This window comes from Sphingomonas hankyongi, from assembly GCF_023516575.1.
Lineage (GTDB): Bacteria > Pseudomonadota > Alphaproteobacteria > Sphingomonadales > Sphingomonadaceae > Sphingomicrobium > Sphingomicrobium hankyongi.
In genome coordinates this window covers 42018-65092 of the sequence record NZ_JAMGBE010000003.1, presented here as the reverse complement: position 1 = coordinate 65092, position 23075 = coordinate 42018, and the positions used below count along the sequence as shown (strand labels likewise).

The 23075-nt window shown below is 60.8% G+C and carries 26 protein-coding genes; 8 read left to right on the top strand and 18 right to left on the bottom strand.

Annotation, left to right across the window (positions count from 1 at the left end; all coding sequences use genetic code 11):
* Positions 1-11 precede the first annotated feature (11 nt).
* Both LZ538_RS08895 and LZ538_RS08890 read left to right on the top strand, forming a co-directional pair.
* Positions 12-1010, top strand: a complete 999-nt coding sequence (locus tag LZ538_RS08895) for a GDP-mannose 4,6-dehydratase (RefSeq protein ID WP_249831668.1) — start codon at positions 12-14, stop codon at positions 1008-1010.
* The gene (locus tag LZ538_RS08890; protein ID WP_249831667.1) at positions 1011-1967 is read left to right on the top strand and encodes an NAD(P)H-dependent flavin oxidoreductase; all 957 of its coding nucleotides are present in this window, start codon (positions 1011-1013) and stop codon (positions 1965-1967) included.
* On the opposite strand, the gene LZ538_RS08885 is transcribed toward LZ538_RS08890, so the two are convergent.
* The 4 genes from LZ538_RS08885 to LZ538_RS08870 all read right to left on the bottom strand — a co-directional run bounded on the left by LZ538_RS08885 (position 1964) and on the right by LZ538_RS08870 (position 4321).
* The gene (locus LZ538_RS08885) at positions 1964-2383 is read right to left on the bottom strand and encodes an acyl-CoA thioesterase (protein ID WP_249831666.1); all 420 of its coding nucleotides are present in this window, start codon (positions 2381-2383) and stop codon (positions 1964-1966) included. The two genes, LZ538_RS08890 and LZ538_RS08885, sit on opposite strands and share 4 nt — an antisense overlap.
* Positions 2377-3522 carry an iron-containing alcohol dehydrogenase gene (locus tag LZ538_RS08880; protein ID WP_347402769.1) on the bottom strand — a complete coding sequence of 382 codons (1146 nt, stop codon included), beginning with the start codon at positions 3520-3522 and terminating at the stop codon, positions 2377-2379. The genes LZ538_RS08885 and LZ538_RS08880 overlap by 7 nt, the downstream gene beginning before the upstream one ends.
* Positions 3523-3535: 13 nt before the next feature.
* A complete protein-coding gene (locus LZ538_RS08875) occupies positions 3536-4027 on the bottom strand; it encodes a DUF1465 family protein (protein WP_249831664.1) in 492 nt (163 codons plus the stop codon).
* A 96-nt stretch (positions 4028-4123) separates the two neighbouring features.
* The gene (locus tag LZ538_RS08870) at positions 4124-4321 is read right to left on the bottom strand and encodes a YdcH family protein (protein WP_249831663.1); all 198 of its coding nucleotides are present in this window, start codon (positions 4319-4321) and stop codon (positions 4124-4126) included.
* Positions 4322-4434: 113 nt separating this feature from the next.
* On the opposite strand from LZ538_RS08870, the gene LZ538_RS08865 reads away from it, so the two are divergent.
* The gene (locus LZ538_RS08865; protein ID WP_249831662.1) at positions 4435-4653 is read left to right on the top strand and encodes a DUF465 domain-containing protein; all 219 of its coding nucleotides are present in this window, start codon (positions 4435-4437) and stop codon (positions 4651-4653) included.
* A gap of 17 nt (positions 4654-4670) precedes the next feature.
* Here the strand turns inward: LZ538_RS08865 and dksA are convergent, their stop codons facing one another.
* Positions 4671-5036: an RNA polymerase-binding protein DksA gene (gene dksA / locus LZ538_RS08860; RefSeq protein ID WP_249832194.1), complete on the bottom strand. Its 366-nt coding sequence runs from the start codon at positions 5034-5036 to the stop codon at positions 4671-4673.
* 394 nt (positions 5037-5430) lie between these two features.
* On the opposite strand from dksA, the gene surE reads away from it, so the two are divergent.
* Positions 5431-6222: a 5'/3'-nucleotidase SurE gene (gene surE / locus LZ538_RS08855; protein WP_249831661.1), complete on the top strand. Its 792-nt coding sequence runs from the start codon at positions 5431-5433 to the stop codon at positions 6220-6222.
* An 18-nt stretch (positions 6223-6240) separates the two neighbouring features.
* Here surE and LZ538_RS08850 read toward each other — a convergent pair whose 3' ends face one another.
* The 3 genes from LZ538_RS08850 to asnB all read right to left on the bottom strand — a co-directional run bounded on the left by LZ538_RS08850 (position 6241) and on the right by asnB (position 9354).
* Positions 6241-6600, bottom strand: coding sequence for a hypothetical protein (locus LZ538_RS08850; RefSeq protein ID WP_249831660.1), 360 nt, complete (start codon positions 6598-6600; stop codon positions 6241-6243).
* A 76-nt stretch (positions 6601-6676) separates the two neighbouring features.
* Complete coding sequence (locus LZ538_RS08845; protein ID WP_249831659.1) at positions 6677-7090, bottom strand: hypothetical protein; 414 nt, start codon at positions 7088-7090, stop codon at positions 6677-6679.
* Between the two features lie 170 nt (positions 7091-7260).
* Positions 7261-9354 (bottom strand): asparagine synthase (glutamine-hydrolyzing), encoded by a 2094-nt coding sequence (gene asnB / locus LZ538_RS08840; protein WP_249831658.1) that lies wholly within the window; start codon positions 9352-9354, stop codon positions 7261-7263.
* On the opposite strand from asnB, the gene LZ538_RS08835 reads away from it, so the two are divergent.
* The 4 genes from LZ538_RS08835 to LZ538_RS08820 are packed head-to-tail and all read left to right on the top strand — an operon-like array spanning position 9337 to position 13447.
* The gene (locus LZ538_RS08835; protein ID WP_249831657.1) at positions 9337-10824 is read left to right on the top strand and encodes a flippase; all 1488 of its coding nucleotides are present in this window, start codon (positions 9337-9339) and stop codon (positions 10822-10824) included. The two genes, asnB and LZ538_RS08835, sit on opposite strands and share 18 nt — an antisense overlap.
* Before the next feature lie 21 nt (positions 10825-10845).
* Positions 10846-11445 (top strand): CatB-related O-acetyltransferase, encoded by a 600-nt coding sequence (locus LZ538_RS08830; RefSeq protein ID WP_249831656.1) that lies wholly within the window; start codon positions 10846-10848, stop codon positions 11443-11445.
* Positions 11343-12491, top strand: coding sequence for a class I SAM-dependent methyltransferase (locus tag LZ538_RS08825; RefSeq protein ID WP_347402759.1), 1149 nt, complete (start codon positions 11343-11345; stop codon positions 12489-12491). Before LZ538_RS08830 ends, LZ538_RS08825 begins: the two co-directional genes overlap by 103 nt.
* A gap of 17 nt (positions 12492-12508) precedes the next feature.
* Complete coding sequence (locus tag LZ538_RS08820; RefSeq protein WP_249831654.1) at positions 12509-13447, top strand: glycosyltransferase; 939 nt, start codon at positions 12509-12511, stop codon at positions 13445-13447.
* Here LZ538_RS08820 and LZ538_RS08815 read toward each other — a convergent pair.
* From LZ538_RS08815 to LZ538_RS08770, 10 genes are read right to left on the bottom strand one after another with little or no spacing between them, the layout of a single operon-like run.
* Positions 13404-14516, bottom strand: a complete 1113-nt coding sequence (locus LZ538_RS08815) for a glycosyltransferase (RefSeq protein ID WP_249831653.1) — start codon at positions 14514-14516, stop codon at positions 13404-13406. The two genes, LZ538_RS08820 and LZ538_RS08815, sit on opposite strands and share 44 nt — an antisense overlap.
* Positions 14516-15487 (bottom strand): class I SAM-dependent methyltransferase, encoded by a 972-nt coding sequence (locus LZ538_RS08810; RefSeq protein ID WP_249831652.1) that lies wholly within the window; start codon positions 15485-15487, stop codon positions 14516-14518. Before LZ538_RS08810 ends, LZ538_RS08815 begins: the two co-directional genes overlap by 1 nt.
* Positions 15488-16603 carry a glycosyltransferase family 4 protein gene (locus LZ538_RS08805; protein WP_249831651.1) on the bottom strand — a complete coding sequence of 372 codons (1116 nt, stop codon included), beginning with the start codon at positions 16601-16603 and terminating at the stop codon, positions 15488-15490.
* Positions 16573-17421, bottom strand: coding sequence for a class I SAM-dependent methyltransferase (locus tag LZ538_RS08800; protein WP_249831650.1), 849 nt, complete (start codon positions 17419-17421; stop codon positions 16573-16575). The genes LZ538_RS08805 and LZ538_RS08800 overlap by 31 nt, the downstream gene beginning before the upstream one ends.
* Positions 17418-18629 carry a glycosyltransferase gene (locus LZ538_RS08795; protein ID WP_249831649.1) on the bottom strand — a complete coding sequence of 404 codons (1212 nt, stop codon included), beginning with the start codon at positions 18627-18629 and terminating at the stop codon, positions 17418-17420. Before LZ538_RS08795 ends, LZ538_RS08800 begins: the two co-directional genes overlap by 4 nt.
* Positions 18626-19495 carry a dTDP-4-dehydrorhamnose reductase gene (rfbD, locus tag LZ538_RS08790; protein ID WP_249831648.1) on the bottom strand — a complete coding sequence of 290 codons (870 nt, stop codon included), beginning with the start codon at positions 19493-19495 and terminating at the stop codon, positions 18626-18628. The genes LZ538_RS08795 and rfbD overlap by 4 nt, the downstream gene beginning before the upstream one ends.
* Positions 19492-20559, bottom strand: a complete 1068-nt coding sequence (gene rfbB, locus LZ538_RS08785) for a dTDP-glucose 4,6-dehydratase (protein WP_249831647.1) — start codon at positions 20557-20559, stop codon at positions 19492-19494. The genes rfbD and rfbB overlap by 4 nt, the downstream gene beginning before the upstream one ends.
* Positions 20560-20561: 2 nt before the next feature.
* Positions 20562-21119: a dTDP-4-dehydrorhamnose 3,5-epimerase gene (gene rfbC, locus LZ538_RS08780; RefSeq protein ID WP_249831646.1), complete on the bottom strand. Its 558-nt coding sequence runs from the start codon at positions 21117-21119 to the stop codon at positions 20562-20564.
* The gene (gene rfbA, locus LZ538_RS08775; RefSeq protein ID WP_249831645.1) at positions 21106-21987 is read right to left on the bottom strand and encodes a glucose-1-phosphate thymidylyltransferase RfbA; all 882 of its coding nucleotides are present in this window, start codon (positions 21985-21987) and stop codon (positions 21106-21108) included. Before rfbA ends, rfbC begins: the two co-directional genes overlap by 14 nt.
* A 24-nt stretch (positions 21988-22011) precedes the next feature.
* The gene (locus tag LZ538_RS08770) at positions 22012-23055 is read right to left on the bottom strand and encodes an EpsG family protein (protein ID WP_249831644.1); all 1044 of its coding nucleotides are present in this window, start codon (positions 23053-23055) and stop codon (positions 22012-22014) included.
* Positions 23056-23075: the final 20 nt, after the last annotated feature.

Here is a 23075-nt window from a genome sequence, read left to right as displayed (position 1 = left end):
AAGGCCGGGTCATGGCCGTTCTCGTCACCGGAGCTGCAGGTTTCATCGGCGCCGCGACCGCGCGTGCGCTGCTGGGACGCGGCGACACGGTCATCGGCATCGACATTCTCAACGATTATTACGATCCCGGGCTCAAGCGCGCGCGCGTCGACCGACTGATCGCGGACTTCGGGGAAGGCTTCCGTCTCGATCTGGTGGATTTCTCCGATTCAAGCGCGCTCGCTCGTTTTTCCGAAGCGGCGGACTTCGACCGCATCATCCATCTGGGCGCCCAGGTGGGAGTCCGATACAGCCTTCAGCATCCCGAGGCATATGTGCAGTCGAACATGGTCGGGCATGCGAACATGCTCGAACTGGCGCGCCAGCGAGCTTCCAGCCACTTCGTCTACGCTTCGTCCTCATCGGTATATGGAGGCAACAAGAGCCTGCCCTTTCGCGTCGAAGACCGCGTCGACCATCCGCTCTCGCTCTATGCAGCGACCAAGAAGGCCGACGAGCTGATGAGCGAGACATATGCGAGCCTCTATCGGCTGCCGCAAACGGGGCTTCGCTTTTTCACGGTCTATGGTCCGTGGGGCCGGCCTGACATGGCGATGTGGATCTTCGCGAAGGCATTGTTCGCGGGCGATCCGCTGCCGCTGTACAATCGTGGGGAGATGCGTCGCGACTTCACCTACATAGACGATATCGTCGCGGGCATTCTCGCGTCCCTCGATGCCCCTCCCGCTGATAACGGCGAGACCAAAGCAGGTGGGAGCACAGCGCCGCACGCGATCTACAATATTGGAAACAACCGCAGCGAAGACCTCATGCGCGTGGTGGAATTGCTGGAGCAGGCGACGGGGCGCAAGGCGCTGATCGATCCACAACCCATGCAGCCGGGGGACTTGAAGGACACGTTCGCGGACATCAGCGCGATCGAGCGCGATCACGGGTTCGAGCCGAAGACGACGCTGGACGAAGGCGTGCCGCTCTTCATCGACTGGTTTCGCAGCTATCACCGGATCTGAATGAGCCTTCCGCCAATCCTTTCGAGCTTGCGCATTCCCGTGATCGGGGCGCCCTTGTTCATCGTTTCCACCCCCAAGCTCGTCATCGCACAATGCACGGCAGGCATCGTGGGCAGCTTCCCGGCGCTCAACGCCCGGCCCGCTTCCCAGCTCGACGAATGGCTTCACGAAATTACGGAGGCTCTTGCAGATTGGGACCGCGACCATCCCGAGAGCCCAGCCGCGCCGTTCGCAGTCAACCAGATCGTCCATCGGTCCAACGACCGCTTCGAGCACGACATGGATGTCTGCTCGAAATGGAAGGTGCCGATCGTCATCACCTCGCTGGGAGCGCGCGTCGAGCTCAATGAGGCCGTCCACTCATGGGGCGGGATCACACTGCATGACGTGATCGATGACCGGTTTGCGCGAAAGGCGGTGGAAAAGGGCGCCGATGGTGTCATCGCCGTCGCCGCAGGTGCCGGAGGCCACGCCGGGCGCTGGTCCCCATTCGCGCTCATCCAGGAAATCCGGCAGTGGTTCGACGGGCCTTTGATCCTGTCCGGCGCCATCGCGACTGGTGGCGCCGTGCTCGCGGCGACGGTTGCTGGAGCTGATCTGGCCTATATCGGCTCGCCGTTCATCGCGACCGATGAAGCGCGCGCAAGCGATGAGTATAAGCAGGGGATTGTCGCGGGCAGCGCTTCCGAGATCATATACACCGACCTCTTCACTGGCGTGCACGGCAATTATCTGCGCCCGTCGATCGTGGCCGCGGGCCTCGACCCGGATAATCTGGAACGGAGCGACCCGTCGACGATGAAGTTTGGAGCCGATGGCAGCAAGGCGAAAGCCTGGCGCGACATTTGGGGTTCGGGACAAGGTATCGGGGTGATCGACCGCGTTCGTCCGGCAGCAGAATATATCGACATGCTCGCCAAGCAGTATGAGGACGCGAAAGCGCGGATCTGCGCTTAGGCGCGGATCGCCTCCAGCTTCGTTCGCCACTCTGCAGGTAGATCAACCGGCTTACGACTTGCCCGATCTACCGCCACGTGCACGAAGTCGCCCTGCGCCGCGGCTTGCTCATCGCCAGATGCGAAAACTCCGATCCGATATCGCATGCTGGAGCGACCGAGCTCGGCAATCGCCAGGCCAACCTCAACGTCCTGCGGGAACGCCAGCGGTGCGAAATAGGCACAGCGCGTCTCGACGACGAGCGCGATAGGATCGCCGTTCCGGACGTCGAGAATGCCTTGCTCCACCAGCCACGCGTTCACCGCCGTGTCGAACCACTGGTAGAAGACGGTGTTGTTGACGTGCCCGTAGACATCGTTGTCTGCCCAACGGGTCGTGAACTTACGCCAGATGGCGGGCGCTTCGCGCGTTACCATGCCGCCTCGTAGAGACGCTGGGCGTCGGCTTCGCTGATCTCGCACGGATTGTTTACGAGGAGTCGAATCTGCTTCATGGCCTCTTGTGCAAGCCTTGGCATGTCGTCCTCGGGGATGCCGTGGTCGCGCAGGCGAAGCTTGAGACCGGTTGCTTCGCAAAGCTGCTCGAGCCCGTCGATCAGGCTTCGAACCTTACCCTGCGTGCCGGCTGCTTCGCACGATGGATCCACGATCGGCGCGAGCTCCGCGTAGAGCTCGCGCGCGGCTTCGGCGTTATGCTCCAGCACCGGCCTCAGCATCAGCGCATTGCTGAGTCCGTGAGGCAAATGGTGCAGGCCGCCGAGCGGGTATGCCAGCGCATGCACGCCCGCCACTGGCGCATTCGAGAATGCGAGGCCGGCGAGGTGCGCACCTAGCAACATCGCACTCCGCGCATCGCGGCCGTCCGGTCGATCGCATGCCTGCACGAGGTTCGCGGTCAGCAGCCGTAAGGCCTCCCGCGCGAGAGCGTCCGATATCGGATTTTTCAGCCGTGCCGAAGTGTAGGCCTCAACCGCATGGACGATCGCATCGATGCCGGTAGCCGCCGTGACCTGGCGCGGCAGACCCACCGTGAGTTCCGGGTCGAGCAATGCGACGTCGGCGATAAGAGGCCGGGCATTCACCGCGAGCTTCACCCCGCCCTCACAGGTTATCACCGATATCGGTGTTGCTTCCGACCCCGTCCCGGCAGTCGTCGGCACGAGCGCGAGCGGGAGCCGTCGGCCTTTCGCGATATCCACGCCCCAGATGGTATCCAGCTCGTCGCCAGAGCCGAGCAGGTAAGCAGCGAGCTTGGCGACATCCATCGGACTGCCGCCGCCGAACCCGATAACCGATACGGCCCCGGTGGATAGACCCAGGTCAACCGCGTTCATGAGAGTCGCTCGCGAAGGGTCCGCCTCGACGTCGTCAAACAGGATGTGGTCGCGACCGCTCGCTGCAAGCTTCTCGCGGCACCCGTCCAGCAGACCCAATCGCACGAGCGAACGATCGCTCACCAGGAGGACGGGTCCATCCGGCAGCCGGTCGATCAATTCTTGGAGTCGTTCGCTTCCCGCGAGGAGCGTTGGACCAGGGTAGAAAGCGAAGCTGCGCACCCTCGCGGAATAGTCAGGCGGGGCTGTCTCCGACAAGCCCGCGTTCGAGCCGGCCCATCAAGGCGCGCGCCGGACTCTGCGGCGCTTCCTCGGCTTCGAGGCCGTCCTCGTCGATGCGCCTCACGCGTGCATAGAGATCTGAGCTGGCCTGGATGAGCTTGCGCGCCGCATCGGGGAGTTGTGCAACTACCGCTTCGTCGCTGTCCTGCGCATGACCGAGCCGCCGTTCCGGCCGATGCCCATTGCGGAACGGGATTTCACCGGATTCTATTGCGCGCTGGGTGAGCAGCCAGGCGACGATATGCATGATCCGGGTTGTGACCTTGAGCGACTCGCAGGCAAAGCCAACCCGCGCGAACGGCTCCAGGGTTCGGCGATCCTCGCGCCCGATATCGTCGAAGTAGGAGCGCGCCTCGTCGGCGAGCAGCATCGCCTCGGTGTAGAGCGAGTCGATGAGCCGTGAGGTGATTCGCACCTGAGGCTGGAATGGCTCTGAGTCGGTCATCGGCCCTGAAGAGTGCCACCGTTGCATGCTCATGAAAACGCCGACTCGGCGAATGCCGCGCATATTGAGCCCAACTGTCCCGCGCTGAGACAGAATTCAGGCAATGATATCAGGTATATTCCCCGCGGAGATCCGCTGAATCTGATCCTTTAGACGCAGTTTGTTGCGCTTAAGGCGCGCAATTTCGAGCTGATCTGGTCCGTGCTCTGCGGACAGGGCCCGAATCCGCTCATCAAGTCTGCGGTGTTCTGCCTTCAGCGCTTCCAGATCGGCGCCAGGCTCGTCGTCGTTCATCGAACGCCATTCTAGCGCAGCAGGCTTCTGGGAGGAACCGACGCCGAGACATCGACGATCCGCTCGCTGCACCGGACCAGACGAGAGAAGGATCAAGACAAAGGGATCGAATCGTGATTTATTACGCCCTGGTGACAGCAGCTTTCACGAAAGGATTGGCACCGATGGACAAGGCACAGGTCGAGGAATTGGAGTCCAAGCACGCGGCGCTCCACGCGATGATCGAAGAGGAAGAGCACCGCGCCCACCCCGACGAAGACCTTCTCCACCGCCTCAAGAAAGAAAAGCTAAAACTGAAAGACGAGCTCGCCGGCCACTTCACGCACCATTAGCCCGCGAGTCGCGGGACTCAGTCGTCCCGCGAAACCTTTTCGATCCGCTCGTGCCGCTCCTGCGCCTCAAGCGTCATGGTCGCAATCGGCCGCGCTTCCAGCCGCGCCAAGGAAATCGGCTCCCCGGTGACTTCGCAATAGCCGTATTCGCCTTCGTAGAGACGGCGGATCGCACAATCGATCTTCGCGATAAGCTTGCGCTGACGATCGCGAGTGCGCAATTCGATCGACCAATCCGTTTCGCTGGAAGCGCGATCGGCCAGATCCGGCTCACGCAGTGAATCGACCTGAAGCTGAGCCATGGTTGCCCGCGACTCCTCGATGATCGCGTCCTTCCAAGCCTTCAGCTTTCGGAGGAAGTAAGCGCGATGCTTAGAAGACATGAATTCGTCTTCGTCCGAAGGCCGATATGCCTCCGGAAGGATGATCCGATCAAAAGGTTCGAAATCGTCGCCGCCGTAAAGGTCGACAAGTGCAGTAGCCATAATCCCTCCCCCGCACTGGACCGGTCCGCCCCACATTGCGAAACAGTCCAAAACGCTGCCGCTGGCTGCGGCCGGCAAGCGGTGCAGCCGGAGGCAAATAGCACTGACTTTCCCGTAGCTTATGGGAAAGCCGCTTATCCCCAAACGCGCCTATAAATACGCGCGGTTGGCTGAACAAGAACTTACGTACGGCAAGTGAAGAAATCGCCCGGCTGTTGCGGATATGGCGCATAAGAGCGTCACAAGCGCGGTCCAGATTGCCCCATTGCGGGACGAACGGCATAGCGGAGCCATGCGCATCCTTCTCACCAACGACGATGGCGTGAACGCCAGGGGCCTGAAGCTGCTCGAGTCGGTCGCACGAACGCTCAGCGATGACATCTGGATCGTAGCTCCTACCGAAGAGCAATCCGGAGCTGGCCACTCGCTGACGCTCACCCAGCCGGTCCGACTGCGACGGCACGGGGAGCGTCGCTTCTCCGTCACCGGGACGCCGACAGACGCAGTGATGCTCGCGCTTGCACATGTGATGAAGGATTCGCCTCCAGACGTAATCCTGTCCGGGATCAATCGCGGGGCAAATCTGGCGGAGGACGTCACCTATTCGGGAACGGTGTCGGCGGCGATGGAGGGCGCTCTCGCTGGCGTGCGATCCATCGCACTGAGCCAAGCTTATTCGCGCGAGGGAATGGGAGACACGGTGCCGTTCGCGGCTGCGGAAGCTTGGGCCGAGCGCGTGCTCGCGCCGCTGCTCGAGTTCGAAACCGAGCCGCGGACGCTGATCAACATCAATTTCCCGGCGATGGCGCCGGAGGACGTCCGCGGGGTTCGAGTCTGCCGGCAGGGGCTCCGCGATTACGGGCGGCTCCGAATCGTCCAGCGGACGGACCCCAGGGGCTATGATTATTACTGGTTCGGGCTCGGCCCGATGGTTGAAACCCCCGGACACCTCACGGACCTGGAGGCGATTGCCGACGGTTACGTATCCGTCACTCCGCTACACCTCGACCTGACGCATGAAGGCTCCGTCGAGGCTCTGCACAAAAGGCTGGCGGCCACATCTGAGGATGCGACCGCCACCTGAGCTCCGGAAATGTGGTGCTTAGCGGCCGCGCTCACCGCCCGGTCGCTGACCGGCATTGGTCGACGAAGCCAGCCAGGTCGAGCTCTGATTGCACGAGCTAGTCAGGGTCAGCGGTTGTCCCGCCTGGAACGGTCCCGCATAGGGCCAGCACTCCTGCGCAGTCCCTGTGCTCAAGCAGAGCTGACCATTGGCAGCGGTCCAGGTTCCGGGAACGACATTGCCTCCCGGGCTGATGATTCGAGCGCTACCGCCAGCGTCGAGATAGACCGTGTTCGTCACCCCGTTGGTGGTGACTTGCAGAGGCTGCCCGACAATTTCGGACCCGGGGGTCCACCCCTGCGCGAGCGCAATGCCGGGCAACGCCAGCATCCCGGCCATTCCAACACACGCCCTTGTGACAAACCGAGAGTTCATGACGCCTCTTCCCTTTCGATCAGAGCAGAACAACCAGCGTTCAAGCGGCGCTGACGTTATTGTCGTTATTGTTATTACTGTCGTGCACCAGGAAGTAGATCAGGGCGCCGGCTGCTAGCGCACCAAGCGCCAGAAGAAGCGGATTGATGCCGAAACCGCCACCAATCGGCTCGACCGGAGGTACGGGCACGGGCGTCGGAGGCGGCGGCGTGGCGACAGGCGCCGCATCGTTGACCGGAAGCACGCAGCCCGGAGCCGCTTGGGCAGCCGCGGCCGCAGCCGCGGCGCCGCACAGGGCAGCGGCAGGCGCACCGCCGCTGAGCGCGGTCAAGGCCCCCCAAGGATTGATTTGTGCAGCGCTGACATTGGTAGCGGCAACGGCACCCGTTGAACTGACGAAGAGCGATCCGGCTACCAGAACGCCCACAACTCCGCTCGAACGCAAAGCCCGCATCGACTACACTCCTGGTCCAGACCCGACGGAAAACAATTGGTCCAAAATAAAGTTTCCCTAATTCGCTTCGGACAAAAAACCCTCCGTGTCTATGTGGTTTGTAGGCAACAGGACCCACATTCGTCGAACGGCATTTATTACGGGATGTTCGGTTCGATCGTGTGCTGTACTCACGCTGCCGCTGCGACGTCTGTTCGTTCCTCACGCACCCACGCCTGGAACATCAGTATCGCCCACAGGGCCTGGGTAGAGTCCCGGCCTCCGTTCAGATGCTGTTTCCAGCGGGCCCGAACGATGTCGGCGTCAAACCAGCCTTCAGCGCTCAGCGAAGATGAGTCGAGGAGACCCTCAGCCCAATCCCGCAACGGGCCCTTGATCCATTCGCCCACCGGTATGCCGAAGCCGGCCTTGGGGCGTTCGAAAAGTTCGCGCGGCGCCTCCCGATACAACAGCTTTCGCAGGATGTGTTTTCCGCTGCCACCCCTGATTTTCATTCCATTCGGGATGCGCGCGGCCAATGCCGCTACCCTGTGATCCAGATAGGGCGCGTGCCCTTCGAGACTAGCGGCCATTGTCGCGCGGTCGACCTTGCACAGGATGTCGTCCGGCAGGTAGCTGACCGCATCGCAGTACATCATCCGCATTGCGTCTGGAGCGCCGGGTAGATTGAGGTCGAACGCGCAGAGCTTCGGGTCCACGTCGGCGCCCAGCACCGGTGAAGGCTCCCCTGCCCACTCGTCCAGGAACGTAGCGAAGACACCGTCGAGGCTCCTCGCTCCGGCGATTGAGCGCATCGTCTTGCGGACCTTCGCGCCGAAATAGGGCGGGCGGCGCTTTCCCAGGACGCCCTTCCCGACAAGGTCCCAGGCGGACGGAGGGACTCGCCCGAGAGGTGCCGCCAACGCCGCACGCACTGGAGCCGGCAACAGCTTCAGCTTCGACCAGAAGCGTCCGGTGCCGAAATAACGATTGTACCCACCGAACAGCTCATCGCCTCCATCGCCCGACAGCGCCACAGTGACCTGCTCGCGCGCGAAGCGGCTCACGAGAAAGGTCGGGATTTGCGACGAATCCGCGAAAGGCTCGTCGTAGATCCGCGGCAGCTGCGGGATGACCTCCTGCGCCTCGCGCGCCGTTACGACGCGCTCATTATGCTCGGTACCCAGATGACGGGCGACGGCCCGCGCATGATCTGCCTCGTTGAACGCTTCTTCGCGGAAGCCGATCGTGAACGTTCGCACCGGCTGCGACGAATATTTCTGGTAGAGCGCGACGATCGCCGAGGAATCTATCCCGCCCGACAGGAACGCGCCCACGGGAACGTCCGCTATCGACTGGCTTTGAACGGCGCGGGCAAGCACGAACTCGAGCTGGAAAAGCACTTCGTCTTCGTCGCGGATCGGATCCCGCAGGCCGCTGAGCAATACGTCCCGGTAAGACCAGTAGCGGGTGACGGAGAGCCCGGACGCCGGACTGTCGGTGGACGGCGGTTCTTCGAGCGGCTTCCCGGCAGCATCCAGCGGCACGTCGAGGATGCACCCCGGCTCCAGCTTGAAGATGCGCCGATAGATCGACAGCGGCGCGGGGATGTAGGTCCGCGACGCATATAGCGCGAGCGCCCGGCGATCGATCTCGCCTTCGAAGCGCGGGTGCGCGCGAATGGCCTTGAGCTCGGAGGCGAACATGAAGTCCTTGGCCACCCAGCCATAATAGAGCGGCTTCTCACCGAACCTGTCGCGCACCAGCCGGAGCGTCCGCTCCTGCCGGTCCCACAGAGCGAAGGCATACATGCCGACGCATCGTTCGAGCGCGGGCTCAAGCCGGAGCGAAGCAATGGCCTGGAGCAGGGTCTCGGTGTCCGAATGTCCGCGCCATCCTCCAGATGGTACGGCCCCTCTCGCCTCCAGCTCGTCGCGCAGCTCCGCGTGATTGTAGATCTCGCCGTTGAAGGTGAGCACGAACCTGCCGTCCGCGGACAGCATCGGCTGGTGGCCGTGCGGAGACAGGTCGATGATCGCCAGCCTCCGATTGACCAGCGCGATCAGAGCCTCGGCGTCGTTCCAGATGCCTTCGTCGTCCGGTCCGCGATGCGCGATGGTCTGCGCCATGCGCGACAGCAGGCCAGCATCGCGGGCCGCTTCGCCAATCACTCCGGCAATGCCGCACATCAGCCCGCCTTGGCACGACAGGTTGTCGAATTCTAGCGAGACCTTGCATGTCGCGACTTCACCGAGGAAGAGAGCCGCATGAGCGTCGTCCGGCACACGAGCTACAACGTTGCCGGAGCGCTCATTCCGCTGGCAGTCTCGATTGTCACCGTTCCGCTCTATATCAAGGTGATCGGCACGGGCAGATATGGCTTGCTAGCTATATGTTGGCTCTTGGTCGGATACTTCGGTCTGTTTGACTTTGGTTTGGGCCGCGCGACGGCGCAAAAGATTGCAAGATTAGCAGATGCATCCAGCCGCGAGCGTAGTAGCATATTCTGGACGAGCGCATTGATGTCGCTGGTCCTGTCATTAATGGCCATTCTTGCATTCGCCCCGTTGGCCAAGTTCGGATTGGGCCTGATGAGGCTGGACCCACATGAACTGGGTCTACAAGAGGAAGTCGGAAGTGCCCTTCCTTTCCTGGTGGCCGCACTGCCTTTCGGGATTGCTCAGAGTGTGCTCGTTGGCGCCTTAGAAGGGCGTCAAAAATTTCTCACAATCAACCTAATTTCGAGTGCAGGCACCATTGCCACTTCGGTCTTGCCGCTCATGGTGGCGATCTGGTCGGGACCAGATTTGCCGAACTTGCTCGCTGCCTCGCTCGTAGCGCGTTCGTTCGTCTTCCTGCTGCTCGTCCCCGCGTGCGTTCAAGCAATCCCTGTAGAACGATTTCAAATGGCCAGCTCAAGAGAGACTGGACGACTTTTAGGTTTCGGCGGGTGGACAACAGTTTCCAATGTCGTCGGGCCTTTGATGGTTTTCTGGGATCGCTTTGCGATTGGCGCCATCCTCGGTTCAACGGCTGTCGCAGTGTACGTCGTCCCTTTCAACCTTGTGTGGCAGGTCCTCATTGTTCCTGGCGCGATAATGTCGGCGCTTTTTCCAAGACTTGCTTCTGCTGAATTGCGTGAGTCCAGGCGCCTCGCGTCGCAAGCGATTTCTGCGCTTGCCTTCGCCATGACACCTTCAACGCTATTGATGATATTTGCCGCTCCGCCCTTTCTCACGATTTGGCTCGGCCCCGAGCTGGGCTTAAAAACTGCGCCCATCGCATGCATCCTGTTATTAGGTGTCTGGATCAACAGCTTCGCTCGCGTGCCGCATGGGCACATACTGGCTCGCGGCGAGCCAAAACTTACAGCGTTGCTGATGATTTCTGAGATAATTCCTTACGCGGCAATGTTTTACCTTCTGGTGCGCTTGCTGGGTTTGCCCGGTGCGGCACTAGCATGGTCGGTACGTTGCGCAGTGGATAGCATCGCCCTTTTCGTTATTGACCGAACCTCCATCAGGGAGTGCATGCCACTGCTCGGCCAATCAGTCTTAATGATCTTGGGCGTTATCGCTTCGCTCGCAGTTCCCAATTGGAGTCCTTTTCGATTCCTAGTCGGAGCTGTTTTGCTAGGGGTCGCAGTAATCATCGTGTGGACAAGCAGACCACGTCAAGTTGATCAGCTCCTCAAGCGAATAAGGTTGCTGGTTCCGTTCTTGAAAGACGCGAGGAGCAGCTCTCGTGATTTTTGATGGCCCGCAATGCGAAAATTGATGCAAGGTTTGCTCAATCGGACGCGACGACTTCTATTGGGGAGAGATCCGGGATCGATCTACCTTGCCAAAAAATACCCAAGCGAGTCGATCGGTCACGGGAGTTACGGTGACTTAACGATCCTGAAGTGGGATTCCGCGCATCAGTTGAAGATTGGCTCTTTCTGCTCATTTGCAGCCGACGTAACGGTTTTTCTAGGCGGCGAGCATCGCACGGACTGGGTTACGACTTACCCTTTTAATGTTCTCAATCCTCGCTTCAAAGCTCTAGAGGGTCATCCTCATTCCAAGGGCGACGTAGAAATTGGCAACGACGTCTGGGTCGGCCAAGGGGCGGCAATTCTATCGGGCGTACACATCGGGGACGGGGCTGTTATTGGCGCCTTCGCGGTGGTGACCAAGAACGTACCACCGTATGCAATCGCGGCAGGAAATCCTGCAAAACTGGTTCGATATCGCTTTAGCAACGAGGTGATCGAGCAACTCAGCCAGATCCAATGGTGGGATTGGCCCGAGGATCGAATCCTACGTGCCGTACCTTTTTTGCAGAGCGATCGCATCCACGAGTTTCTAGCACTAGTGCGCTCCGGTCAGTTGTGATGAACAGACGCAAGATGCGAATTCAGGTCTGGCCCGAGGATCAGCTGGAGTGGGTCGAGAATTGTCCAATCTGCAACTCCACGATCCGCATGCTCCTTCACTCCGATCTGACAGACAACGTTTTCGGCGTTGCTCCCGGTAGATGGTCAATGTGGCGATGTGGCGGGTGTGGAAGCGGTTACCTCGATCCTCGACCGGATGAGCGTTCAATAGGTCGCGCATATGAACGTTACTATACGCACGAACAGCAACGCCCCATCGCCGATCACTCATGGATCGGACGTTGGCGCACAAAGCTGGGAAACGGCTATCGAAATGCCTTGTATGGAACGCAACTTCGACCTTCGTCCAAAGCTGGACCAATCCTTGCGGCTCTCGTCCCGCCCCTCCGCTGGCCTGCGGATGTCGCATTCCGCTATCTACCGAGAAGCAAACCCGGTTCGCGGGTGCTCGATATTGGTTGCGGGAACGGCGATTGGCTTGCTTTTCCAAAACAAGCAGGCTGGCAGGTTGCCGGGGTTGAACCGGATGAAAACGCCCGCCGAGCAGGGTCAGATCGAGGATTCGATATTCGACCATCCCTCAGCGACTTCTCGAACGAAGCGTTCAACGCGCTCACTCTCAGTCATGTAATTGAGCATGTTCATGACCCGCTCTCGACGCTACAGACCTGCCATGAATTGCTCATTCCTGGAGCAACGATCTTCATCGACACGCCTAACTTAGATTCGGTCGGTCACCGTATATATGGAAAAAACTGGCGTGGGCTCGAGCCTCCCCGTCATTTAGTTCTGTTCAACCGCGAGGGCCTTCACCGGGCGCTCGAAGCGAGTGGATTCGTCGACATACGCTTCCGTCGCAGATTCTATCCGCTTAGTGGCATGCAGTTGCAAAGTCGGCTGATTGCGTCGGGAATTGATCCTTTCTCGGATGCAGCACCAGCCTGCCGAGCTCCCAAATTCACGGCTAGTGAACTTCTAGAAGCAACCTTTTCGAAGAAGCACACGGAATTTCTGACCGTTACAGGTCGGCGGGCGCCGTCTTGAGGCGCATCTCAATCGCCATGGCTTCCTTCAATGGCGAGCGCTTCATCGGACAGCAGCTACAAAGCTTAGCCGCGCAGACTAAACACCCCGATGAGCTCGTGATTTGCGACGACGCCTCCATCGATCGCACAGTCGCGATCACAGAGGATTTCGCCCGGACCGCGCCCTTCCCCGTCCACGTGCACCGCAACGCCAAAAACCTCGGCTATTCTCGCAACTTTTCAAAAGCGATGTCGCGAACGACGGGTGACCTCGTCTTTATCGCGGATCAAGATGACGTATGGTATCCGCACAAGATTGATCGCGTAAGCGCCGTATTGAGGGACGACCCGAGCGCACTTGCATGCGTCAATGATCAGCTAATAGTTGATGCCGATGGTGCAAGCGGGGGTGAGACCGTGTTCGGTAAGATGCGCAAGGCTGGCTTCCCGGACAATTATTTGATCGCTGGTTCCTGCACTGCGATCGCGCGCCCACTTCTTGAACTGTTGCTGCCGGTCCCAGAGGTCATCCCTTACGACAGCTGGATTGGTTGGGCGGCTGACCTTCTCGGTGCGAAAAGACTACTCGAGGAACCAATGCAGATTTATCGCCGACATGGCGGTAATACAACTGATCCGGATGTGGTCCAATCCGCATCCCGATGGGCTGAGATCCGGAAATATGCCGGTCGCGACCCGCGCCCCGCATGGAAAGCAGAGATCGCTTGGCGCGATATACTCACGGACCGCTTCGCAAGTGCGTGCTCGTCCCTGCATAAGGTGATCCCCGACTGCAAGATTGACGCAGCGATCCTGTCGAACGCTCAGCGGGTTCGTGCGCTTCGGCAACGACTCACCATTCTGGAGGAGCCGCGGACGATGCGCGGTAACGCCATAATCCGCGCCTGGCGGCACGGTCTTTATGATGAATTTAACGGTTTAGCGAGCGCGGCACGGGACTGGCTTCGGGCTTGAGCAAGAGTGCCTCGTAACGCGCTAGAGCATCCTTTGCTAACTCACGTGCTCGCGCCTTCTGACGCTCGGGATCGATGTTCTCCCGGAGCGTGTCAGCAATAGCCTGCGCAAGCGCTGGTGCGTCGCCTACTGGAACGAGACGGCCGAATCTTCCGTGGTCCAAAATCTCACGCGGTCCGCCGCAATCGGTGCTGACCACTGGAAGTCCTGCCGCCATAGCTTCAACAAGAACCAGCGAGTAGGCCTCGTGGTTAGAGGACAGGACGAACAGGTCAGCGTTTTCGAAATACGCTGTCGGATTGATCGCGAAGCCGGGCATCGCAACCCGATCGGCAATCCCGCGCGCCCTAACCATCTCCTGGAGGGCCTGACGGCAATCGCCCTCACCAAGAATCATCAACGAAGCCCCGCAAGCAGAATGGACATTGGCGAGTGCGTCGATCAGCAATGCGTGATTCTTAACCGGAACGAAGCTGCCCACGGACAAGATTCGTTTTTTACCTTCCGGCCAAAGTTGTTCCGCGCGTTTCTTCTCCGCTGGCGTCGCGGGCGCCGAAAGGATGGGATTGTGAACAACCGTAAACGACTTCTCTGGCATGCCTGAAAGCTTCGCGAGGTCATGGACAGCGGCGGTCGAGACAGCAATTCGAGCGTTCGCGATCGGATATAATCGCCGGACACTCCATCGCAGCCATCTCTTCGTGACCACATCTCCATACTGGTGGGAAAGTATCCCATGGTCGCTAACAACCAGCCGCGTTCGAACACCCGAAAGTAAGCGCGCCAAGATCGCCAAGATCGTCAGTGGCCACATCGAGACCTGAACGGCATCAGGGCGCGCCTGTCTCAAATATCGCACGAGCGGCCACAAAGCGTTGCGAAAGCGCTTCGCGCGCAAGTCAAATACCCGGACGTCAGAGGGCACGAGCCTGAGGAGTTCACCTTCGGCACTCGCCAGGACCAAATCGATATCATGACCCGCTCCGGCGAAAGCGTTGACCAGGGTCAGCGCGACGCGCTCAGCGCCCCCTCCTGCAAGGCTCGGCAAAACAAACGCAAGTCGCGCCATCAAGCCGGCCCTTTCTGGAGCCAGAAGTAGAGGTTTGAACGGTTCCGGTACGTGTAGAATGGCCTCACGAGCTCCTTCACCGAGTTGCTGAACCGACGGGCAGACAAGGTGCCAGGCCGGCTCAGAAAGGCGTAGCGATCCGGAATGCTCGGCCGAACGACATTCAAGCCGAGCGATGCCGCGAGCGTTAGAATGGATTGGCTTGTGAAGGAGTTCACATGCTCGAGTGGCTGCACCGGCATCAATTCTTCGCAGCTGAGAGCAGCATGTCCGCCGCTCAGCTTCTGGATGACGCTTGCGACATGGTCCGCGGAGGGGACGGAGATCTTCAATACCCCCCCAGGTCGCAACGCATCCCGAAGGCGTTCGGCCGTTTCGCGCAGTTGAGGCAGGTGCTCCATTACCTGCTCGGTATTGATGAAATCGAACTGTTGTTGCGGCAGCACGTTCGCCGGCACCACAGCAATCCCATGCGCGCGCGCAAATTCCTCCCGTGATGGCGACAGCTCAGTACCGTACGATCGGCAGCCGAGGGCCCGGGCGACTCGAGCCCACATCGCCCAGCCCATGCCGTGATCCAGAGTGCAAAGCTCGCAAGGCTCTTTCCCGAGAAACGCGGCAGCGCTCAACATTTCATGCGCATCGCGGGATTCGAGCGGATGCGCCATTACGGCGGTGTAAACCGGGTCGTGCGCGGGATCGCCGGATTCGTTGATCCATTCCCCGTATAGCTCGGCCAAAAGCCGCTCATCCCCGACCCATGCCTGGTAGAGCAAGGAGCAGTTGGAGCAACGCCTTAGCGAAAATCGCGCGTGACCCAAGACGCCCGGGTCGATTCCGTAATAGTCACGAACGAAGATCGCGACGGGTCCCTCATTGAAGCGGCTCTCATAGACCACCTCGACGTCCTGCGAGAGGCAGGCAGGACATCGGTCCCGCTCGACGAACAAATAGGGCTCGTCCCGAGTCATCTAGTGGTGGGCGATCTCACGAAACAGCTCGACGAGCCGAGGCGCCTGAGTCCGAAGCGAGTAGGTTTGCTCAACCTTTGCACGACCCTTCGCACCCATCCGCCGCCTCGGCTTGGCATCTTTGGCAAGGCTTGAAAGGGCTCGCCTCCAGCTTTCAGGGTCAGCTGCAAGAAAGCCCGTTTCATTGTTATCGACGATCTCCCGATTGACTCCGACGGGAGAGACCACGGCCGGCAATCCGCAAGCCATGTACTGGATCAGCTTATAGCCGCTCTTGCCGCGCTGGAAGGGCTCATCCAGCAAGGGCATGATGCCGACATCGAAGCTTTGCACCTCTTTCACTTCCTGCGCTTCGGTCCACTGCACCAACTCCATGCCCGGAAAACGATCGGCTTCAGCCTCCAATCCCGCCCCAACGGCGCGGAAAGACGCGGCGCCCGTTGCGCAGACTTCCTGCAAAATTGGGAGGATCGGCCGCACGTTGACCCAAGACGAGGGCGATCCGATCCACCCTATCACCGGCACGCCAGACGACCGGGAAGCCGGTCGATACTGATCCGTGTCGACGACCGTCGGAACGACGAGACTGTTGGGGCAAAAGCGAGACGCATATTCGCGCAAGTACTCGTTGCCGCAGGTCGCGGCGGCGACCCTTCGAAGCAGCGGCTCAAGCTTCCGGGAGAGCAGCGCACGAGCAGCCGCGGACGATCGCCCTTCGTACATGTGAAAGATGGCGTCGTCGTAATCGAACACGGCCGGGATCGCGGCAATACGTGTGCCAAGAGCCTCTACCCATCCCGGCAGGTAGGGGAAAAGCTCACAATGGATCCAAACGACATCGTAGCGCCGCGCGTCGATCAGCGATGCCGCGCGGTGAAGGTAAGCTTCCGCGTAGTAAGCGAGTGATGGCCGCGGGCTCCCGCTTAAACTAGCGACATGCCGATCGCCGAGAAACGGCGCGATATCGAGCTCAATTCCGGCTTCTGAAAATGCAGGTCTATATTGCAGGAAACGCTGCCGCGTGCTCGCGGCGCGAGGGCCATATCTTGTCAGTGCGAGGATGCGCATCGATGCCCGGTAGCCGCTCAGGCGAACCTGCGGCCGCAGGCTACCCAAAATGGCGCTCGCTCGCTGAAACGTATCCCATCGAGCCCGGCCGACCGCATCATCTGCTCGATTTCCTGTCGGGTGAAGCGCTGCTCAAGCCGCGTTCCGAAGCGATCGAGCGCATCGGTACGCATGCGGTAGTAACTGCCGTGGCGATACCAGTTGAGTGGCCAGTTGTGGACGTTCGCGCCCCAGCGCTCGAAGAGCGCCGCACCACGGGCCAAAGGCCAATAGACGCCCGCGGCGATCAGCTCACTGACTGCCTTCTTCGCAACGAATGGGAGTCTTGAAATCAGTTTCCGGCCTGCATTGCTCGTCCGCCACAATGCTCGAAACCAGATTGGGCGGTCGTCGAGCGCATAATAGATATAGACGAGGAAGGGGGCGCCCTTCTTGAGCTTGCGCACCGCATCCCGCATGCCGGCCGCCGTGTCCGGAACGTGATGGAGCACCCCCAGGCAGTAGCCGAAATCCTGGCTTTCGTCGGGCAACGGAATCGAATCCACGGATGCAAGATGAAAGCGCGCATTGTCGAAAAGAGCGAGCTGCCGTTGGGCGACCGCAAGCGCTTCCTCAGCGGGATCTATGCAATGCAAAAGCCCAACTCGCGGCGCCACCTGAGATGCCCAGCGGCCCGATCCGCAGCCCAGGTCAAAGCCCTCCGCCTCGGCGGGCAAGGTCTCGAACGGAAAGATCCCGAAGTAATCGCCGAATTGGTCTTTGAGGTCGTCGGGCGGCAGGAGGCTCTGATCGAAAGCGGCCCATTCCGCACCGAAACCTGACACTGTTGGCCTGTCGAGATTGCCGGACCGCTGCACTCTAGTCACCGTTGAACTTTCGAATGCCGATCGTCTAGCTGCTCGTATATGTCGGCGTAAGCCGCAACACCCACATCGAGCGAGAACAACTTCATAGCGACGCTCCGGCAGCGATCCTGAATGTTTGCGCTCCGACTGAGTTCGATGAGGCGCAACAACGTCTTGCGCAGGCTATCGTCATCGAGATCGTCAAGCACAACGCCGACCTGTTCCTCGTCGAGGATCTCAGACATGTCTCCAACGCCCGAGCTCCCCAAACAGGGCACTCCACAGGCCAGATACTCCGCCAGCTTGGTGGGCGCACATGCCACGCGCGAGCTGGAAGGCCGATAGAGAGCCAGGCCTGCCGACATTCGCGGAATATACGAAGGAACGGCGTGGTGGTCGGCACCGATCAGCTCAATATTCCCGGTGGGTATGGAGTGCGCCGCGGCACGCTCCTGAATCAGCTTATGCTCGCCGCGATTGATTATAAGAAAGCGAGCATCTGCTTCTATCTGCTGCAGCAGCTTGAAGCAGCGAAGCATCTCGTCCAACAAATACCAGGTACCGACCGATCCAACGTAACCGAGGACGAACGGTTTGCGCTGCGGCGGGCCCTGGATCGTGAAGCGGTCGAGATCGGCGCAAGTCGGAATGACGCTGATGGGCGGCATACGTCCTTGCAGAAACGGCCAGGTCTGCAATTCGCGCTCCGAAGCACGCGTCAGGGTCACGATATGATCGCTCGCCAGGAGCAGGGATCGCTCGGCGCGCTTCGCCGCCTGGAACAGCCTTCCTCCGGCCGGCCATAGGCGGCCTTCCACGCGCTCGTCTGCCCAGAACCCACGCATATCGAACAGGAATCGCGCTTTTGTTGCCCGTTTCACTGCGAGGCCCATCAAACCCGCCACGTAGCTCCGGCAGTGAACGACGCCGACCTTATGACGCCGCGCAATGGCGATCGCGCGCGCCGAACCCAGGGCAATGTCATAAGCCGTTGCAAGAGCTGACGGTTTCTTGTGATAGCGCAACGGATGCCAGTGGATGGCAGCCTGGCCGATACGCCGCGAGATCCTCTCCCGCCGCACCGTGTCGGCCCAGTCCTGCGGTTTCTCGAAGCTGATCAGGTGAATGTCGCGGCCGGGAGCCAGGCGCTCCAGGTAGGCCAGCACCTGACTTTGCCCGAGGGGCTCGAGCATGCCGTCATAGCTTATGTAGAGAAGGGACGCGCTCATTCGGAAACGAGACGTCGAACGACCTCTGCCACGCTCTCCTGCCAGCGAGGAATAACGAAGCCGAATTCCTGCTGGAAACGGCTCGAGTCCAGAACGCTGTAACGCGGCCGGGGGGCGGCTGTCGGGAAACCAGCCGTCGAGATGGGGGTAACATCCGCTGTCGGCCCGCCGAGACCCGAGCTCACCGCGAATATCTCCGCTGCGAATTCGGCCCAGCTGCACTGTCCGCCCGCTGCGAAGTGATAGGTGCCTCCGCTTCCCTTTCCGCTTGTCGCGGCGGTCAGGATGCCTTCTGCGATGTCCAGGGCATTCGTCGGACAGCCGACCTGGTCAGCGACAATGCGGACCTCGTCACGATCCTCCGCAAGCCGCAGCATCGTCTTCACGAAGTTGCGGCCAAAGGGACTATGGACCCAGGAAGTACGGATTATGAGATGCTCGGGATTGGCGGACCGCACCTGTTCTTCGCCCGCGACCTTCGAGCGGCCGTAGACATTGATTGGCGCAGTCTTATCGTCCTCGCGATAGGGAGCCGTTGCGGTCCCGTCGAAGACGTAATCGGTCGATAGCTGGATAATTGCGGCGCCCACCTCATGCGCGGCGCGAGCTACTTCGCCGGCCGCATCGCCATTTATGCGGAAAGCCGCCTCAGGCTCGGTCTCCGCAAGATCGACCGCCGTGTAGGCCGCCGCGTTGACGACAAGATCCGGTCGCAACCTTTCGATAGCAGCCGCAGCGCTTCCCGGCCGGGCGAGGTCGAGCTCCGGGCGTCCAACGAAGTTGATCTCGCAATCGGGAAACTGGGCTCCACGTTCCCGCAGCGAACGCGCAACCTGTCCGTCCGTCCCTGTCACCAGGATCTTCATGCGCCGGTGCCCAGGCGCGCCCCCGAATATCGTTGCTCCCGGATGGGGCGCCACCACCAGTCGTTTTGCAGGAACCAGTCGACGGTCTTCTCGAGACCCGTCTCGAAGCTTTCTTCCGCGTGCCAGCCCAGGTCCTGCTCCGCCTTGGTCGGGTCGATGGCATAGCGCCGATCATGGCCTGGCCGATCAGTAACGAAGCGTATGAGCGACCGGCGTGCCTCTCCGCTCGCAAGCGGCACCTTCGCATCGAGAAGGTCGCAAATCGTCTCGACGACCCCGATGTTGGAACGCTCCGCCCGCCCTCCGATGTTGTAGTTTTGGCCAAGCTCGCCCTTCGTCAGCACAAGCTCCAGCGCGGCGGCGTGATCGTCGACATAGAGCCAGTCGCGGACGTTACGGCCGTCGCCGTAGACCGGCAGCTCCTTGCCCTCCAATGCGTTGAGGATGATCAACGGGATCAGCTTTTCGGGAAAGTGGAACGGCCCATAATTGTTCGAGCAATTGGATAGCACGACCGGCAGTCCGTAGGTCTCGTGCCAGGCGCGCACGAAATGATCCGAGGCGGCCTTGGAGGCCGAGTAAGGAGAGGAAGGCGCATAAGGCGTTTCCTCGGTGAAGACGCCTTCGTCCAGGTCCAGGTCCCCGAAAACCTCGTCCGTCGACACGTGATGGAAACGGAAAGCATCCCGGCGACGGCCATCAAGGGTTCGCCAATAATCCAGCGCCGCATTGAGTAGCGCAACCGTTCCGACGACATTCGTCTGCACGAAGACGTCCGGGCCGTCGATCGACCGGTCGACGTGCGTCTCGGCCGCGAGATGCATGATCGCGTGCACCTGCTCGTCCGCGAGTATCGACGCGACCTTTGGGCCGTCACAAATGTCCGCCTGATGGAAGCGGTAATTGGCCTCGCCATCGAGTCCGCGAAGAGCATTCAAGTCCGCGGCGTAGGTGAGCTTGTCGAGGTTGACCACGCGATAGCCGCGGCGGACGAGCCGTCGGCAAACGGCGCCGCCGATGAACCCAGCTCCCCCAGTGACAAGAACCGAAGCGATGTCGCTCATGCTCAGAAGCCAGTATTCGAGTCACGAAGCAGGGGCGCTGCGGCGTCCTTGGGGGACAGCAGAGGCTCAGCGTCCAGCGGCCAGTCGATGCCGATGTCGGGATCGTCGAAGCGGATCGCGCGGTCGTGATCTGGGCTGTAGGGCGCCGTAACCTTGTAGCTGACCTCGGTATCGTCCTCGAGCGTCGCGAAGCCGTGGGCGAACCCCTCTGGGATGAACAATTGGTTCCATTTCTCCGCCGAAAGAATGACCCCGGCCCAGCGGCCGTAAGTTGCCGAGCCTGGCCTGATGTCGACCGCTACATCGAATATGGCGCCGCGCGAGACACGCACCAGCTTGGCCTGAGCCGCCGGCGGGCTCTGGTAGTGCAGCCCGCGGATCACCCCTTTGCGCTTCGAGAGCGACAGGTTGTCCTGAACGAAGTGCGCGTGAACGCCAGCCGCGGCGAACGCATCTTCCCTCCACACCTCCGAGAAGAAGCCGCGCTCGTCGGCGAAGCGATGGGGCGTAAGCTCGACGAGGCCGTCGAGCTCGAGCGGCCGGCTATCAAGCACGCTCATGCTCGTTTGCGCGGCGGCGGAGATAATCGGCATAGTCGGTGCGCCCGAGCTTATCGGCCCGCTCGCGGAGGTCCGCCGCGGTCAGATATCCGAGCTCGAGCGCGATCTCTTCGAGGCACATGACCTTCAGTCCCTGGCGCTTCTCGATCGTTCGGACGAACGAGGCGGCGTCGTGAAGGCTGTCATGCGTGCCCGTGTCGAGCCAGGCGAACCCGCGACCGAGCCGGGCGACGTGAAGATCGCCCCGCACGAGGTAGGCACGGTTCACATCCGTGATTTCGAGCTCGCCGCGCGCAGAAGGCGCCAGACCCGCCGCGATGTCCAGGACATCGTTGTCGTAGAAGTAAAGCCCGGTCACCGCCCAGCTCGATTTGGGGTACTCAGGCTTCTCCTCAATCGAGATTCCGCGCCCGTTTGCGGCATCGAATTCGATCACGCCATAGCGTTCGGGGTCGTCGACGGGATAAGCGAAGACCGTGGCCCCCGCCTTGGGCTCGGCAGCCGTTCGAACAAGGTCGATCAGCCCGGCGCCGTAAAAGATGTTGTCGCCGAGAATGAGCGCCACGGGACTGTCGCCCACGAAATCGCGGCCGACGATGAAAGCGTCTGCGAGCCCGCGCGGCTCTTGCTGCTCCGCATAAGAGAAACGGAGGCCGTAGCTGCTGCCATCTCCCAGCAGCGCCTCGAAGCGGGGCAAATCCGTCGGGGTTGAGATAATCAGAATGTCGCGAATGCCGGCGAGCATCAGCACGCCGAGGGGATAGTAAATCATAGGCTTGTCGAAGACAGGAAGCAGCTGCTTGGACACAGCAAGGGTTGCCGGGAGCAACCGGCTGCCGCTGCCGCCGGCGAGAATAATACCTTTCACGCGCTCTCCTGCCACCATGACCTGTTAGAGGGGAAACAGCTGGTACGGCACCCAATATTTCGAGTGCTGGGCAAAGTTCAGCCAAACGAATTGGACAGCGAAGCAATAGACGACAATCGCAGTAGTCGCCGGTAGCCGAGAGGGAAAGGCTATTGGCAAGCGCCCGAGCACCGCGATCTGCAACGGAATGACGTAGAGCGACATCCGGTCGACGGCGGTGGACGATGGGAGAACGACCAAAAGGCCGACAAGCAGGATCGAACCGACGCAGAAGTTCCGCCAAAGTCTATACTCGACCTCGCCGAAACGAAGCCTCCTGCCGAGCAGCCAGAACACCGCAACCGCGACCATATTCATGGCCAGCCGAATAACGGCGCCCTGCGACGAGTAACGGGTGCGGATGTAATCCTGGATGTAATCGTCGAGCGCGTCGCCGAGAAAGAAGTCGTAGAGCATGATGCTGACCGCGATGGCCAACAGTAGATTTATCGCGCGATTCCGGTTGGTCGCCAACGCAACGAGCGGAAAGGCAACGACTGCGCTGCGATGGAAGAGCGCCGCGGCGAATACATAAGCCGCAAAGCGCATCGGCGACCCGCTCCTTACGAAGGAAGCGAGTCCAGCCATCAGGATGCCCACTGCCACGCCTTGCCGTGTGTATCCCATGGCGAGCACGATGACCGAATAAGGGACCGCAAGCAGGACGGCTGCCCAGGGCACCGGCTGAACCATGCAGAACCGGAACAGCCCCCACACGAAAATCACCGCGCAAACCGCGTTCACCAGCCAGATTTCGGTGCCCGATTGCTGGACCAGCCAATTCAGAGCCTGGTACGCTGGATCACCCAGCCTCATCACCTCAAGCAAGTCCGATCTTGCAGCCCGCTGAAAGATGAATTTGTAGGTGAGCCAGTCGGCGCCGACCTGGTACCGAAAGCCGATCAGCACTGCGACGATCATGGCGCCGATGGCGAGCATGGGCCGCGGGGCCGTCTCAGGACCGCGGCTAATTTGTGCGAACAACGCGCCGGCGGCGAAATACGCGAACAGCAACCAGTAGACGAGCAAGCCGGGACCCTCGCGCTTAG